The following is a 13,879-nucleotide window of genomic DNA, read 5'->3' as shown; positions in this document are numbered from 1 at the left end:
CTCCTTGTATAGATACTATTGATGCGTGCGCATAGTGATGCCTGGGGTGCGCAGCAGGCCCCTGAAATTTTTTGAGCTGTTTTTTTTGGAAAATAAACCATGAGCCTCCAGCGTATCAGCGAATTTGCTGAAAACCAAGAGGGTGAAGCGATTTTTATTGCTAAAAAGGTCGGAAGCCTTGCTGGGCTTACATCCGGAAGTTTTCACCCAGATAGACTCTTCTAACAGCATCGTTTTGAATAATCTGATCTGGTTTCCCTTCAGCTAATACGCTGCCTTCGCTGATGATGTAAGCGTGGTCGCAGATACCCAGGGTTTCGCGGACATTGTGGTCGGTAATGAGAACCCCAATTTGACGGTCTCGCAAAAAGCGCACGATCCGCTGAATTTCCCCAACGGCAATAGGGTCAACACCTGCAAAGGGTTCGTCAAGCAGAATAAATTTAGGTTGGGAAGCGAGGGCCCTCGCAATCTCAACGCGTCTACGCTCACCGCCAGATAAGGAGAGGGCTGGATTGTTGCGCAGGTGGCTAATCTGGAGTTCGCCCAAGAGCTCATCTAAGCGATTGGCAATCTCAGCCTTGCTGAGAGGTTTGCCACCCTGAACTTGGAGCTCAAGTACGGCTTGGATGTTTTCAGCTACGTTGAGCTTTCGGAATACAGATGCTTCTTGCGGCAAATAAGAAAGACCCATGCGAGCTCTCTCGTGAATTGGCAAATGCGTAATATCTGCGCCGTCTAAAACAATGTTTCCACCATCGAGAGGAACGAGGCCAACAATCATGTAGAAGGAGGTTGTTTTACCCGCTCCATTGGGGCCCAACAAACCCACTACCTCTCCACATCGCACTTGAACGGATACGTCACGAACCACAGTTCTTGAGCCATAACGTTTTTGTAGGTGATGGGCGCTGAGTGTGGGCGCATCGCTGGCTTGAGTTAAATCCGCTGTCATTTCTCTAATGTTGCTTTTCGTCTTGGTGAAAGGATGGCTCTTGCTAATGGTGGATCTTCTGGCTTTGCATCTTTTGGAGGGATGACACGATAGTACTGCTTTACATCATCGTACTCAATTTTCCAGCCCTTTAATTGATCGAGCATTTGCATATTGAGCAAGCGTTTCAGGCTGGCGTCGCCAGTGATTGTTAGAAACTCTGTTTTGGCATCATAAGTAACCTGTGCGCCACGCCCTTGCATAAATTCATCTGCCGGTCCTTCGCGACGTTGTCTGAAGCTGGCTACCTCATTGGGGTTGCCGATGACATCAACAAATTCATAGCCTTGAGGATCGACTGTAATGTGTCCATCTTCGCCGGTAACAATAATGCTGCCTTTGATGAGAAGGACTTGGCCGTTGAGGTCATAAATTTGTTTAACGTCGTTTACGGAAACTTTCTCTGCTTCCAAAATAACGGGCTTATCTTGATCTGCTTTTTCAGCGCGCGCTGGACTCGCTATAGAGAGCCCTAATACAAAGAAGCCAAGAAGGATGCGAGCCTGCTGCCAATGAATGATGGTCATTATGGATTTCTCCGGGGAGCACGTTCAATGCGTCCCTTGACTTGACCACTGAGCACCATACTTTGTTCAACATTATTAAATATCCCACCATCTGTGGAGTTCATGATCGACATTCCCTGTTCGAGGGTAATAGGTCGATTCGTTTCAATAATGTCGTCATTAATTAAAACTTTGAAATAACTAGAACTAGCTAACATTCTTAAAGTGGCTGGCTGGGTTGCTGTGGCTTCTTGAGCAGGTCGGAAAATGCTGGCGTTATCGTATAAATCCAAAATGGTGAGATCACCATCGAGATGTCCGGTATCGGACTTAACTGTTACCGGTGCCTTATCAGCTTGGAACAAGCGCATGCGGGGTGTCAGAATATCGATGGATGCGTCATCATCATAGTGAGTTACCTTCACACCCAGAATTCGATATTTAGTGTTTCCTAATTCATTTAATGCGGATAGCGCACCATCTTTGATGGTGTAATCGGGCTCATGAAGGCGTACTCGCTCTAGGGGGGATTTTTCCGGCGGAGTATTTTTTTGCACTAACCAAAAAGTGGATAAAGTCAGGATGCCCATCAAAATCAATGGCATGAGGCGCAACAGCGTGCGACCAATACCAAGCTTAATTTGTTGGGGATTCAACTGCATTGCTTAGCTACGAGCCTTAGCCAGTAATTCTTCATAGCGATTCTGCGCTTTGAGAATGAGATCACACACTTCGCGTACAGCACTATTGCCGCCATTACGGGTGGTAACTAGGTGAGCAAATTCTTTAACAGCTTCATGACCTTGTGCTGGACAAATTCTTAAACCTGCCTGTTTCATCATTTGCATGTCTGGCCAGTCGTCACCCATAACAGCACAATCTGCTGAAGTAAGTCCTAATGATTTGATAACTTCTGCCAATGCAATAGCTTTGTTTTCAACACCCATGTGGACATGTTTAATTCCAAGCTCTTCACAGCGTGCCAAAACCATTTTGGAATTTCTGCCAGTGATGATTGCAGTAGGAATGCCACATTGTTCTAATAACTTGATTCCCAGACCGTCTTGAATATCAAAAGCTTTTAAAGATTCTTTACCATCGGCACCAATCCACACTTGACCATTCGTTAAGACGCCATCTACGTCTAGAACTAAGAGCTTTACCTTGCCTGCGCGCTCCCAGGCTTGGGGATATTGGGCTAATGGGTTGGTGTTATGAGTGCTAAAGGCGCTAGGCATGAATAGATCGATTACTAAGGAAATTAAATAACTTTGGCTGCAAATAAATCATGCAGATTTAGGGCGCCTAACAAGTGGCCTTTGTCATCAGTCACCACTAGATGATTGATGCGATGCTTCTCCATCATCTCAATTGCTTCTTCAGCTAGTAGTTCTGCCGGGATGGTGCGAGGATCAGCAGTAGTTGCACTCCCGAGTTTGATGCCATCTAGGTTAGTGGTTTTTTCTAGAAGGCGACGTAAGTCACCATCGGTCAATATGCCAAAAACTTTTTTGTTGGCATCCAGAATTACCACCATACCCATACGTTTTGATGTCATCTCTAATAAGGCGTCTTGTAGAGATGCATCGATCGAGATCTTTGGGGTGTCTGCAAAACTGCGCATCACTTCGCTGACGTGCATGAGTTGCTTGCGACCTAGTCTGCCACCGGGATGAGACCGAATAAAGTCTTCAGCTTTAAATCCTCTGGCGTCAAGTAATGCAACAGCCAAGGCATCACCCATTGCTAATGCAGCAGTAGTGCTGGTGGTGGGTGCGAGATTTAATGGACAAGCTTCTTTTTCTACGCTGGTATCCAGATGGGCATCTGCCAATTGGGCAAGAGAAGAATTTGGTGCGCCAGTGAGTGCAATAAGTTTGGCGCCAGTGCGCTTCACAATAGGTACGATGGTCAAAAGCTCGTCTGTTTCACCGGAATTAGATAGCGCAACAAAAACATCATCTCTAGTAACCATGCCTAAATCACCATGGCTAGCCTCAGCAGGGTGAACAAAAAAGGCGGGGGAGCCGGTAGAAGCAAAGGTGGCGGCAATTTTGCGAGCAATATGGCCAGACTTGCCTATTCCGGAAACCACGATGCGGCCTTTGCAGCCATGCAGAAGTTCAACCGCCAGCACAAGGGCGTCAGCATTGACGCCTTCTAGGCGATCACGCATTGTTTGCAGTGCAGCAGCCTCAATAGTGAGGGTGTCGCGCGCAAGCTTTAGGGTACGTTCACGAGTCTTAGCTATCATCGAGTAAGTATATGCCGTCAGTCCTTCAATTAACCCTCATTCTCCTGGCCTCGGGTGTGGCCGGAGTAGTTATTTTCCGCTATTTTGGCTTGCCCCCTATTTTGGGCTATTTGGCCATCGGCGTGCTGATTGGCCCCCATGCCTTGGGTTTGGCCAATGACTCAGCCACGGTTAAGTATTTAGCTGAATTTGGCGTAGTTTTCTTGATGTTCTCGATCGGTCTGGAATTTAACCTCCACAAGCTGCGGGCAATGCGATCTATCGTATTTGGCCTGGGCGGTAGTCAAGTCATTCTGACAATGCTCTTGGCGATTCCCGCTAGCTTATTAATGAATTGGATTTACCCCATCTCATGGCATGCCGCCATTGCTTTAGGTGGCGCATTGGCAATGTCATCTACGGCAATTGTGACGAAATTGATTTCGGATCGTGCTGAATTAGAAACCGAACATGGTCGTAACGTTGTGGGTATTTTGTTATTCCAGGATTTGGCAGTTGTATTCCTTTTGATCTTATTGCCATCTCTCGGAAAAAATCCTTCTGACTTATTTGTTGCATTGACTGCAGCATCAATCAAAATCACGATTGCCTTGGTATTGATTTTCTTTATTGGCCAAAGCTTGATGAGTCATTGGTTTAGGTTGGTTGCTAAGTTGCGCTCACAAGAGTTGTTCATGCTGAACCTTTTGTTGATTGTGCTCGGCATGGCGGGGCTAACAGAGCATTTTGGTTTGTCGCTAGCACTTGGTGCTTTCTTGGCCGGTATGTTGATTTCTGAAACCCCTTATCGCCATCAGGTGGAAGAAGACGTCAAACCATTCCGCGATGTCTTGCTGGGCCTCTTCTTTATTACGATTGGCATGTTGCTTGATTTCAATGTCATTCGCGAGCAGTGGGTGCTTGTTCTAGCGTTGTTAATCGGGCCACTTGTCTTTAAGTTTGGCCTTATCGCTTTGTTGTCTAGAGTCTTTGGCTCAAGCCCCGGCATCTCCATTAGAACGGGCTTGTGTCTGGCTCAGGCAGGCGAATTCGGCTTTGTATTGCTCAATCAGATTGATGGTTTAGATTTGATTGATCCCACTTTGAGTCAAGCGGTATTAGCAGCCATGTTGATCTCCATGTTCTGCGCACCATTCCTAATTGAATATAGCGATCGTATTGCAATGCGTTTCTCAAGCAATGAATGGCTATTGCAATCTCTTGCATTGACACGTGTTGCTGCCAAGAGTGTGCGCAATGAAAACCATGTCGTCATTTGTGGCTTTGGTCGTTCAGGCCAAAGTTTGGCACGCATGCTGGATCAAGAAAAAATTCCGTACATTGCCTTGGATTTAGATCCAGATCGCGTCAAAGAAGCTGCGGCTGCAGGTGACCATGTGGTTTATGGCGATGCAAGTCGTGAAAACTATTTAGTTGCTGCCGGCCTCTCTAGGGCAAAGGCGGTAGTAATTACCTATGCTGATACCGCTGCAAGCATGCGTGTTCTCCGTCAAGTTGAGCATTTGCGTCCAGGCATGACTGTATTAGTTCGCACCAGAGATGATGCGGATATTGCGAAGTTACAGGCTGCGGGTGCTACCGAGGTTGTCCCTGAGCTAATCGAAGGCAGTTTGATGATTGCCTCACACGTTTTGTTAATTATGGGCGTGCCGATGCGCAAGGTGGTCCGCCGCATTACTACTGCACGGGAAGAGCGCTATAGCTTGTTGAGGGGTTACTTCCGCGGATCTGCGGATGATGACTTTGGCTCCAATGAATCTTGGCGCTTGCATGCCATCACGCTTTTACCTAATTCACAGGCAATTGGTAAAACGCTAGCTGAGCTTGACCTAGAGAAAGAGGGCGTCAACGTTCAGGCGGTTCGTCGTAAGGGTCGTAACGCTGATTATGTGAAGTTGGACCCCACTCCAGACCTGCAGCTAGAAGCTAACGATATTTTGGTGATCTCAGGCAATTCAGAAGCAACCGATTTGGCTGAAGCTAAATTACTCTGAGATCTGAGAGCGTCTTACTTTTTCTTTTTGCTCGCTACAGGGGTCGGCGCTTTGCGAGTTAGTAATGGCGCTAAGTAGTGACCTGTAAAACTCACTTCATTCTTAGCTACATCTTCTGGTGTACCGGTTGCAATGATTTGACCGCCACCAGCACCGCCTTTAGGGCCTAGATCAATAATCCAATCCGCTGTCTTAATGACATCGAGATTGTGCTCAATGATGACAATCGTGTTGCCTTGCTTCTTGAGTGTCTGAATGACTGTCAGCAACAACTGAATGTCATGGAAATGTAAGCCAGTAGTGGGTTCATCGAGGATGTATAAGGTTCTGCCGGTGTCGCGCTTGGAAAGTTCTAAGGAGAGTTTTACGCGTTGCGCTTCGCCGCCAGATAAAGTGGTTGCGCTTTGTCCAAGCTTCACATAACCCAAGCCAACATCAAGCAGTGTTTTGAGTTTGCGCTTTACTACAGGAACTGCTTCAAAGAATTCATGGGCTTGTTCGATGGTCATCGATAGCACTTCATGAATATTCTTACCTTTGTAACGAATATCTAAAGTCTCGCGGTTATAGCGTTTACCGTGACAAACATCGCAAGGAACATAGACGTCTGGCAAGAAATGCATTTCTACCTTGAGAACGCCGTCGCCTTCACAAGAATCGCAGCGACCGCCTTTAACGTTAAAGGAGAAGCGACCCGCCTCATAGCCACGTTCGCGTGAAGCAGGAACACCTGCAAAGAGTTCTCTGATTGGAGTAAAGAGCCCTGTATAAGTAGCTGGGTTGGAGCGTGGTGTTCTGCCAATCGGTGACTGGTCAACACTAATGACTTTGTCAAAATGCTCTAAACCTTTAATTGCATCATGTGCTGCGGGTTCTGCATTAGAGCCATATAAATGCTGGGCTACAGCATGATGCAGGGTATCGTTAATTAGGGTCGATTTACCGGAGCCTGATACGCCAGTAACGCAGGTTAACAATCCAACTGGAATCTTGGCATGCACTGATTGCAAATTATTGCCGCGTGCACCAATGATTTCTAAGAAACGATCGTTTACTGGAATGCGATTTTCTGGAACAGCGATCGCCTCGCGTCCAGCAAGGTAAGCGCCAGTTAAAGAGTTCGGATTGGCTTCTACTTCTGCTGGGGTGCCTTGAGCAACCACCTCACCACCATGCACGCCTGCTCCAGGGCCAATATCAATCACCCAGTCAGAGGCGCGAATCATATCTTCATCATGCTCAACGACTAAAACGCTATTACCCAAATCACGTAAGTGTTTTAGCGTGCCAATGAGCCGATCGTTATCGCGCTGATGTAGACCAATTGAGGGTTCATCAAGAACGTACATAACGCCCGTTAAACCAGAGCCAATCTGGCTTGCCAGGCGGATGCGCTGTGCTTCACCACCTGAAAGAGTGTCTGCACTACGCTCGAGAGAAAGGTAATCAAGGCCTACGTCATTTAAAAAGCGTAGACGTGCACCAATCTCTTTGACGATCTTGTCGGCGATTTCTCGTTTAGCCCCTTTGAGCTCAAGCGTTTCAAAATATTCTTTTGCCTCTTTTAGAGGTAGGGCACTGATTTCATAAATAGCGCGCGATTGTTTTTTCTCACCCACTTTGACAAAGCGAGCTTCTTTACGTAAACGACTGCCGTTGCATTCAGGACATGTTTGTACGTTTTGATAACGCGACAATTCTTCACGCACTGTCATTGAGTCAGTTTCGCGATAGCGTCTTTCAAAGTTTGCAACAATGCCTTCAAAAGCATGCTCACGAATACTATTCTTGCCACGCTCGTTGATGTACTCAAACGGAATAGTGACATCGCCAGAGCCCAATAGAATCAGATCCTGCTGTTTCTTATTGAGCGTTTCAAAGGGCTTTTCCACATCAAAACCGCCATGCTTAGCCAACGTCTGCAGTAACTTGAAATAGAACTGATTACGACGATCCCAACCTTTAATAGCTCCTGATGCCAGCGATAAATCTGGATGAGCAACAATTCGTTTTGGATCAAAGAAGGACTGGTGGCCTAGACCATCACAGGATGGGCAAGCGCCCATTGGATTATTGAAGGAGAAGAGACGAGGCTCTAATTCTTGTAAGGAGTATGAGCACACTGGGAAAGCAAACTTGCTTGAGAAGATCATCTCTTTGCCAGTATCCATATCCACGATCATGGCTTTGCCATCAGCGAGGCGCAAAGCAGTCTCAAAAGATTCTGCTAAACGTTGCTGAATATCAGGTCGAACTTTAATGCGATCGACAACCACTTCGATCGAGTGCTTATCGTTTTTCTTTAGTGTTGGTAGTTGATCAACTTCAAAGATCTCCGCCTTAGCAGCATTAGCTGTGCCGCCGCCAGAGCGTACCCGGAAGCGCACAAAGCCTTGTGCCTGCAGGTCTTGGAAGAGGTCAACGAATTCGCCTTTACGCTCGCTTACAACAGGAGCCAAAATCATCAACTTCGTATCTTCGGGCATCGACAAGACGGTGTCGACCATTTGAGAAACGCTTTGCGCCTCTAATGGAAGATCGTGATCTGGACAATGCGGCGTTCCGGCACGTGCAAATAGCAAACGCAAGTAATCATGAATTTCAGTAACGGTACCAACGGTAGAACGTGGATTATGGCTAGTTGCTTTTTGCTCAATCGAAATCGCTGGCGATAACCCTTCAATCGTGTCAACGTCTGGCTTTTCCATGAGTTGTAAAAACTGACGTGCGTATGCAGAGAGGGACTCAACATATCGGCGTTGGCCTTCTGCATAGAGGGTGTCGAAAGCCAATGAGCTTTTGCCTGAACCGGATAAACCAGTGAGGACGACTAATTTCTCTCTAGGGATGTCTAGATTGATGTTTTTGAGGTTGTGGGTGCGGGCACCGCGGATCTTGATTTCGTTATTCATGATTTTTTAGCGTAACTTGTTAATATAGCTCTTTCCCATGAATTCTTCTGAACTTCGCTCCACTCTGGCCTTAGCAGGCATCTTTGGCCTCCGCATGTTGGGCTTATTTCTGCTATTGCCCATCTTCAGCATTCATGCACGAGGCTTGCCGGGTGGTGAGCATGCCCTTTGGGTGGGTTTGACGCTTGGGATATTCAATATTGTTCAGGCCTGTTTTTATATCCCTTTAGGTCGTTTATCGGATCGAATTGGGCGTAAACCAGTCGTTTTATGGGGGCTGTCCTTATTTGTTGCTGGTGCGCTAATTTGTGCCGCCAAAGATGATTTGTTGTGGATTGCGATTGGCCGCGGAATTATGGGTGCCGGAGCGGTTTCAGCTGCTATTTCAGCCTGGGTGGCTGATTTAACTCGTGAGCAAGTTCGCACCCGAGCTATGGCCTTGGTTGGCGGCAGTATTGCCCTCTCATTTGCCCTTTCTTTGGTGATCGCTGCTCCGATTTATCGCGCGATTAGCCTCAGCGGAATTTTTATTGTTCTGGCGGTGTTGGGTGTCATTGCGATGTTTGTCACTTACTACATCTTGCCAACAAGTAAACCAGAAGCAAAAGTTCAACAAGCTTCATTGAAAGAAGTTTTCTTTCGCCCGGAGTTGATGCGTTTGAACCTCGGCGTATTTGTATTGCATGCAACTCAAGTAGCCATGTTCTTGGTGGTACCCCGTTTACTAGTGCAGGCAGGGTTGCCACTTTCTTCGCATTGGGAAATTTATCTTCCTGTAGTGCTGCTCTCATTTGTCTTCATGGCGCCTGCAATTATTTATGGCGAGAAGAAGCAGAAATTAAGAACGGTATTGTTAGTAGCGATTGTTTTGTTATTGATTGCTGAAACAGTATTCACCCAAGCTAATTCAGTCACGTCTATCGCGACTGCGCTACTAATTTATTTTATTGGCTTTAATTTGCTGGAGGCTTTACAGCCATCCTTAGTGTCACGTTTTGCAAAAGAATCTAAGGGCACTGCCCTGGGTGTTTACAACACTACGCAATCGATCGGCCTGTTCTCTGGAGCTGTAATTGGGGGTTATTTAATGGATAGCCATGGCGATTTATCGGTCTTTGCCATGGGGGCTGCGCTCTTGGTTTGCTGGCTTATAATTGCTTGGTCGATGGGTGAAATGCCAACGAGAGCAACAGAATCAAAGGATGTAGCCACAAAGACATAACCGCAGCTTCATAAATTAAATTAAAGCGAGCAGTTTATTTTTTAGCAGTAATAACAGTAGTATTTTTCTTCGGGAGACAACATGGCTTCGGTAAATAAGGTCATCATCGTAGGTAACGTAGGACGCGATCCAGAAACTCGTTACATGCCAAGCGGCGACGCCGTTACAAACATTTCAGTAGCAACATCTGATCGCTACAAAGACAAACAAACTGGCGAAATGAAAGAAACCACAGAATGGCACCGTGTTGCATTCTTCGGTAAGCTTGCAGAAATCGCTGGTCAGTACCTCAAAAAAGGTTCACAGGTTTATGTTGAAGGTCGTTTGCGTACTCGCAAGTGGACTGACGCAAGTGGACAAGAAAAGTATTCCACAGAGATCGTTGCAGAAACAATGCAAATGCTCGGTGGCAAGCCAGTTGGTGGCAGTGGTGATGGTGGCGAAAGCTACAGCCGCTCAAAGCCGGCTGAGCAGTCTGCTCCAGCAGCTTCAAATGCTGCATCATTAGGCGCAATGGACGACGATATTCCGTTTTAAGCAACATCAACTAATGCGGTGAATGCCGCAATAGCAAAAAACCCCTTCTAGGATTTCCTACAAGGGGTTTTTATTTATCTACTGTCTTGCGTGACGAATATTTTCAGGCCACGGAGAGTTGTGGTCGGTGCGGAAAGGATTGATATCTAAGCCGCCGCGTCGTGTGTAACGCGCATACACAGACAACTTCTCTGGTTTACATTGGCGCTTGATATCCGTAAAGATAGTTTCTACGCAATGCTCATGGAACTCACCCAATTGCCTAAAGCCAATGAGATAGCGTAATAAACCTTCTTCCAGAATTGGTCTGCCTTGATAGCGAATTTGTACGCTTGCCCAATCTGGTTGACCCGTCACGGGGCAGTTAGATTTGAGTAAATGGGAAACTAGACACTGCTCAATTGGGCCAAAGGACTCATTCACGCCCAGCAGGCATGGGTCTGCGGGTAGATTTGGATCAATTTCAATATCGAGGCGATCCATCAAGATGCCACCCATTTCTTGCATCCCTTTTTTAGAGATAGCTTCCGTAGGGTTGATGCGCGTAGTAATTTTGCTGCCAGCAACTGCTGATAGGTCGGTAATCAATCTGTCTTTAACTTCACTCTCATCTTCAAAGCGTGCGCTGTTGAGGCTGTTGAGATACAACTTAAAGGATTTGGACTCAATCATGTTGGGTGAATCAGCCGGAATTTGAAACTCCGCCAAGGCAATTTGCGGCTTTCCTTTTTTGTTGAGCCAGCTCAGCTCAAAGGCATTCCAAATATCCACCCCAACAAACGGCAGCGCCTGATTTTCTTTGATGCCAAGTTTCTTGCGATTTTCTATTCTTGGAATGGGAAATAACAAGCTTGGATCGTATTGATCTGGATATTGCGTGGATTGTCCGAGTGGAAGTGTTGCCATGAATTGTTTTATTTCTTAGGCTTGTTAGATACGCCTGATACTACATGCCCTGTTGGCGCAACAGATGCAGCGGATTGGCAGTGACCAGTTTGATCGTCAAAGAAGAAGTCCGGCTCAAACTCTCTTAAGAACTCACTCTTCGAGAGGCCACCTAAGAACATTGCTTCATCAACATCAATGCCCCATGCCATCAAAGTGCGAATGGCACGCTCGTGTGCAGGCGCAGAACGCGCTGTCACTAGTGCGGTACGAATACGCATACCATTTTCACTAGTGGAACGCTGTAGTCTGTGGAGCGCTTCGAGCAAGGGCTTAAATGGGCCTGGAGGCAAGGGAATATCCACCTTTTTGCTCTCATGATCAACAAAGGCCTCAAGCCCTTTTTTCTGAAACACTTGTTCAGCTTCATCTGAAAAGAGGACCGCGTCACCGTCAAAGGCAATGCGGATTTCATTCGGGTGAGACTCCGCTGTTTTGCTAGATTCCGGAAAGACACGCGCCGCAGGAAATCCAGCATCAATCGTTGCACGTACATCATCTTCATTTGCAGATAAGAAGAGGTTGGCATGCAGTGAGCGTAGGTAATGGTACGGTGGGCGACCTCTTGTGAATACGCCACGCTCAAGATGCAAGCCGTGATGCTCTGCAGAGCGGAAGACTCGCAGGCCGCTTACCGGATCGTTGCGAGAAAGAATTACCACTTCAACGCGCTGCTCACCCTCTTCATTAAAGGCGAGTAGTTTCTTGACCAATGGAAAGGCCACCCCTTTTTGCGCTGCTTCACTCAAACGTTCAAGCTGCAATTTCATATACGCACTGTCATCGGTTGATTCGAAGATGCGGTTTTCTTCTTCGAAATCAAACAGGGCGCGCGAGGAGATCGCGACGACGAGTTTTCCGGTGAGCGTGTATGACATTATTTAAGAAACAAGCGATAAGCAGGGTTATTGCTCTCGTCCCAGTGTGGGTAGCCTAAGCCAGCCAAAAAGCTTTGGAATTTCTTCTGCTCATTCTTGGGGACCTGTAAGCCTACCAAAATACGTCCATAGTCAGCGCCATGATTGCGATAGTGGAACAAGCTGATGTTCCAGTTTGGCGCCATGCTGGTGAGAAACTTCATCAGAGCGCCTGGACGTTCTGGAAATTCAAAGCGATAGAGCAATTCATCTTTAGCGAGAGCAGAATGTCCGCCTACCATGTGGCGTAAATGTGATTTCGCTAATTCATCGTGAGTGAGGTCAATCGTTGCAAATTTGGCTTTGCGGAAATGCTTTGCAATAGCTTCGCTATCCCCCGATTTTTGTGTGCTGATGCCTACAAAAATATGGGCTTCGCTTTGATCACCAATGCGATAGTTAAATTCAGTTACATTGCGTTTGCCAAGCAATTCGCAGAAGCGTTTGAAGGAGCCGCGCTCCTCAGGAATTGTCACTGCAAATACTGCTTCGCGGAACTCGCCAACATCTGCGCGTTCAGCTACAAAGCGCAGGCGGCTAAAGTTCATATTAGCCCCGCAAGCCACAGCCACTAAGGTTTTTTTCTTGATCCGCTTTTTCTCGACGTACTTCTTCATCCCAGCAATGGCAAGTGCGCCAGCGGGCTCAAGAATGCTGCGAGTATCAGTGAAGACATCATTAATCGCTGCACAGATTTCATCTGTATCGACGGTGATAATTTCGTCGACTACTTTTTTGCAAATGCGGAATGTTTCTTTGCCGACGAGTTTCACAGCAGTGCCGTCTGAGAACAAGCCAACATCTTTCATCTCAATGCGCTTATTCGCCTTGAGTGATTGATTCATGGCATCTGAGTCTGACGCTTGAACGCCAATTACTTTTGTCTTTGGACTAACTGCTTTGATGTATTCGCCAATACCTGCAATTAGGCCACCGCCACCAATAGCTACAAATACTGCATCGATTGGTTTTTCATATTGGGTAAAAATTTCATGGGCGATAGTTCCCTGGCCTGCAATGACATCCGGATCGTCGAATGGATGAACAAAAGTGAGGCCCCGTTTTTTGCCTAAAACTTCAGAATGCTTGAAGGCATCACTATAGGATTCGCCATGAAGGATGATTTCGACCCAAGATCCGCCTCGAGCCTTAACTGCATCAATTTTGACGCTAGGAGTGGTTACCGGCATCACGATTACGGCTTTGCACTTCATTTTGGCTGCCGATAGGGCAACGCCTTGGGCATGATTGCCGGCGGAGGCTGCAATAACCCCGCGTTTTAAGGCTTCCGGGGGTAAATGGGCCATTTTGTTATAGGCGCCACGCAGTTTGAAGGAGAAAACCGGCTGGTTATCTTCCCTTTTTAGGAGAACCTGGTTGCCCAAACGCTTTGTCAGCTCGGGGGCGGGCTGAAGCTCGGTTTCCCTGGCTACGTCATAGACGCGAGCCGATAAAATTTTCTTTAAATAGTTCGTTGCCATCCGATGAGCGTACCACGGATGGCTCCTAAGCCCTTAGATTTGCAAGGGTTTATCTATTTTGGGAGCAGCTTTCTCGGAATACTGCCAGTATCAAGATTGCTCTATTAAAATGCTTAT

The 13,879-nt window shown here is 46.9% G+C and carries 12 protein-coding genes; 3 read left to right on the top strand and 9 right to left on the bottom strand.

Annotation, left to right across the window (positions count from 1 at the left end; all coding sequences use genetic code 11):
- Nucleotides 1-187 precede the first annotated feature (187 nt).
- The 5 genes from lptB to ICN10_RS03700 are packed head-to-tail and all read right to left on the bottom strand — an operon-like array spanning nucleotide 188 to nucleotide 3,754.
- Entirely contained in the window at nucleotides 188-955 is a 768-nt protein-coding gene (gene lptB / locus ICN10_RS03720) for an LPS export ABC transporter ATP-binding protein (RefSeq protein WP_216212777.1), read from the bottom strand.
- Entirely contained in the window at nucleotides 952-1,521 is a 570-nt protein-coding gene (gene lptA, locus ICN10_RS03715) for a lipopolysaccharide transport periplasmic protein LptA (RefSeq protein WP_216212774.1), read from the bottom strand. Before lptA ends, lptB begins: the two co-directional genes overlap by 4 nt.
- Nucleotides 1,521-2,162 carry an LPS export ABC transporter periplasmic protein LptC gene (lptC, locus tag ICN10_RS03710; protein WP_216212770.1) on the bottom strand — a complete coding sequence of 214 codons (642 nt, stop codon included), beginning with the start codon at nucleotides 2,160-2,162 and terminating at the stop codon, nucleotides 1,521-1,523. Before lptC ends, lptA begins: the two co-directional genes overlap by 1 nt.
- A 3-nt stretch (nucleotides 2,163-2,165) precedes the next feature.
- The gene (locus tag ICN10_RS03705) at nucleotides 2,166-2,738 is read right to left on the bottom strand and encodes an HAD family hydrolase (protein ID WP_216212768.1); all 573 of its coding nucleotides are present in this window, start codon (nucleotides 2,736-2,738) and stop codon (nucleotides 2,166-2,168) included.
- A gap of 23 nt (nucleotides 2,739-2,761) precedes the next feature.
- Complete coding sequence (locus tag ICN10_RS03700) at nucleotides 2,762-3,754, bottom strand: SIS domain-containing protein (RefSeq protein ID WP_216212765.1); 993 nt, start codon at nucleotides 3,752-3,754, stop codon at nucleotides 2,762-2,764.
- Between the two features lie 11 nt (nucleotides 3,755-3,765).
- Here ICN10_RS03700 and ICN10_RS03695 point away from each other — a divergent pair, with 11 nt between their 5' ends.
- Nucleotides 3,766-5,748 (top strand): monovalent cation:proton antiporter family protein, encoded by a 1,983-nt coding sequence (locus ICN10_RS03695; RefSeq protein WP_216212762.1) that lies wholly within the window; start codon nucleotides 3,766-3,768, stop codon nucleotides 5,746-5,748.
- A 14-nt stretch (nucleotides 5,749-5,762) separates the two neighbouring features.
- Here the strand turns inward: ICN10_RS03695 and uvrA are convergent, their stop codons facing one another.
- A complete protein-coding gene (gene uvrA, locus ICN10_RS03690; RefSeq protein ID WP_216212759.1) occupies nucleotides 5,763-8,660 on the bottom strand; it encodes an excinuclease ABC subunit UvrA in 2,898 nt (965 codons plus the stop codon).
- A gap of 37 nt (nucleotides 8,661-8,697) precedes the next feature.
- Here uvrA and ICN10_RS03685 point away from each other — a divergent pair, with 37 nt between their 5' ends.
- Nucleotides 8,698-9,882 (top strand): MFS transporter, encoded by a 1,185-nt coding sequence (locus ICN10_RS03685; RefSeq protein ID WP_216212756.1) that lies wholly within the window; start codon nucleotides 8,698-8,700, stop codon nucleotides 9,880-9,882.
- Nucleotides 9,883-9,963: 81 nt separating this feature from the next.
- The gene (ssb, locus tag ICN10_RS03680) at nucleotides 9,964-10,419 is read left to right on the top strand and encodes a single-stranded DNA-binding protein (RefSeq protein ID WP_068319607.1); all 456 of its coding nucleotides are present in this window, start codon (nucleotides 9,964-9,966) and stop codon (nucleotides 10,417-10,419) included.
- A gap of 78 nt (nucleotides 10,420-10,497) precedes the next feature.
- Here ssb and queF read toward each other — a convergent pair whose 3' ends face one another.
- From queF to ilvA, 3 genes are read right to left on the bottom strand one after another with little or no spacing between them, the layout of a single operon-like run.
- A complete protein-coding gene (gene queF, locus ICN10_RS03675) occupies nucleotides 10,498-11,325 on the bottom strand; it encodes an NADPH-dependent 7-cyano-7-deazaguanine reductase QueF (protein WP_216212753.1) in 828 nt (275 codons plus the stop codon).
- Nucleotides 11,326-11,333: 8 nt separating this feature from the next.
- A complete protein-coding gene (locus ICN10_RS03670; protein ID WP_068319603.1) occupies nucleotides 11,334-12,242 on the bottom strand; it encodes a 5'-nucleotidase in 909 nt (302 codons plus the stop codon).
- Nucleotides 12,242-13,762 carry a threonine ammonia-lyase, biosynthetic gene (gene ilvA / locus ICN10_RS03665; protein WP_216212750.1) on the bottom strand — a complete coding sequence of 507 codons (1,521 nt, stop codon included), beginning with the start codon at nucleotides 13,760-13,762 and terminating at the stop codon, nucleotides 12,242-12,244. Before ilvA ends, ICN10_RS03670 begins: the two co-directional genes overlap by 1 nt.
- Nucleotides 13,763-13,879 lie beyond the last annotated feature (117 nt).

The organism is Polynucleobacter sp. 86C-FISCH, from assembly GCF_018882415.1.
In the GTDB taxonomy this organism is placed as follows: Bacteria; Pseudomonadota; Gammaproteobacteria; order Burkholderiales; family Burkholderiaceae; genus Polynucleobacter.
This window is presented reverse-complemented; position numbering and strand designations above follow the sequence as displayed.

Coding starts and splice junctions, on each gene's coding strand:
- lptB (WP_216212777.1), bottom strand. CDS start 955: ATGACAGCGGATTTAACTCAAGCCAGCGATGCGCCCACACTCAGCGCC.
- lptA (WP_216212774.1), bottom strand. CDS start 1,521: ATGACCATCATTCATTGGCAGCAGGCTCGCATCCTTCTTGGCTTCTTT.
- lptC (WP_216212770.1), bottom strand. CDS start 2,162: ATGCAGTTGAATCCCCAACAAATTAAGCTTGGTATTGGTCGCACGCTG.
- ICN10_RS03705 (WP_216212768.1), bottom strand. CDS start 2,738: ATGCCTAGCGCCTTTAGCACTCATAACACCAACCCATTAGCCCAATAT.
- ICN10_RS03700 (WP_216212765.1), bottom strand. CDS start 3,754: ATGATAGCTAAGACTCGTGAACGTACCCTAAAGCTTGCGCGCGACACC.
- ICN10_RS03695 (WP_216212762.1), top strand. CDS start 3,766: ATGCCGTCAGTCCTTCAATTAACCCTCATTCTCCTGGCCTCGGGTGTG.
- uvrA (WP_216212759.1), bottom strand. CDS start 8,660: ATGAATAACGAAATCAAGATCCGCGGTGCCCGCACCCACAACCTCAAA.
- ICN10_RS03685 (WP_216212756.1), top strand. CDS start 8,698: ATGAATTCTTCTGAACTTCGCTCCACTCTGGCCTTAGCAGGCATCTTT.
- ssb (WP_068319607.1), top strand. CDS start 9,964: ATGGCTTCGGTAAATAAGGTCATCATCGTAGGTAACGTAGGACGCGAT.
- queF (WP_216212753.1), bottom strand. CDS start 11,325: ATGGCAACACTTCCACTCGGACAATCCACGCAATATCCAGATCAATAC.
- ICN10_RS03670 (WP_068319603.1), bottom strand. CDS start 12,242: ATGTCATACACGCTCACCGGAAAACTCGTCGTCGCGATCTCCTCGCGC.
- ilvA (WP_216212750.1), bottom strand. CDS start 13,762: ATGGCAACGAACTATTTAAAGAAAATTTTATCGGCTCGCGTCTATGAC.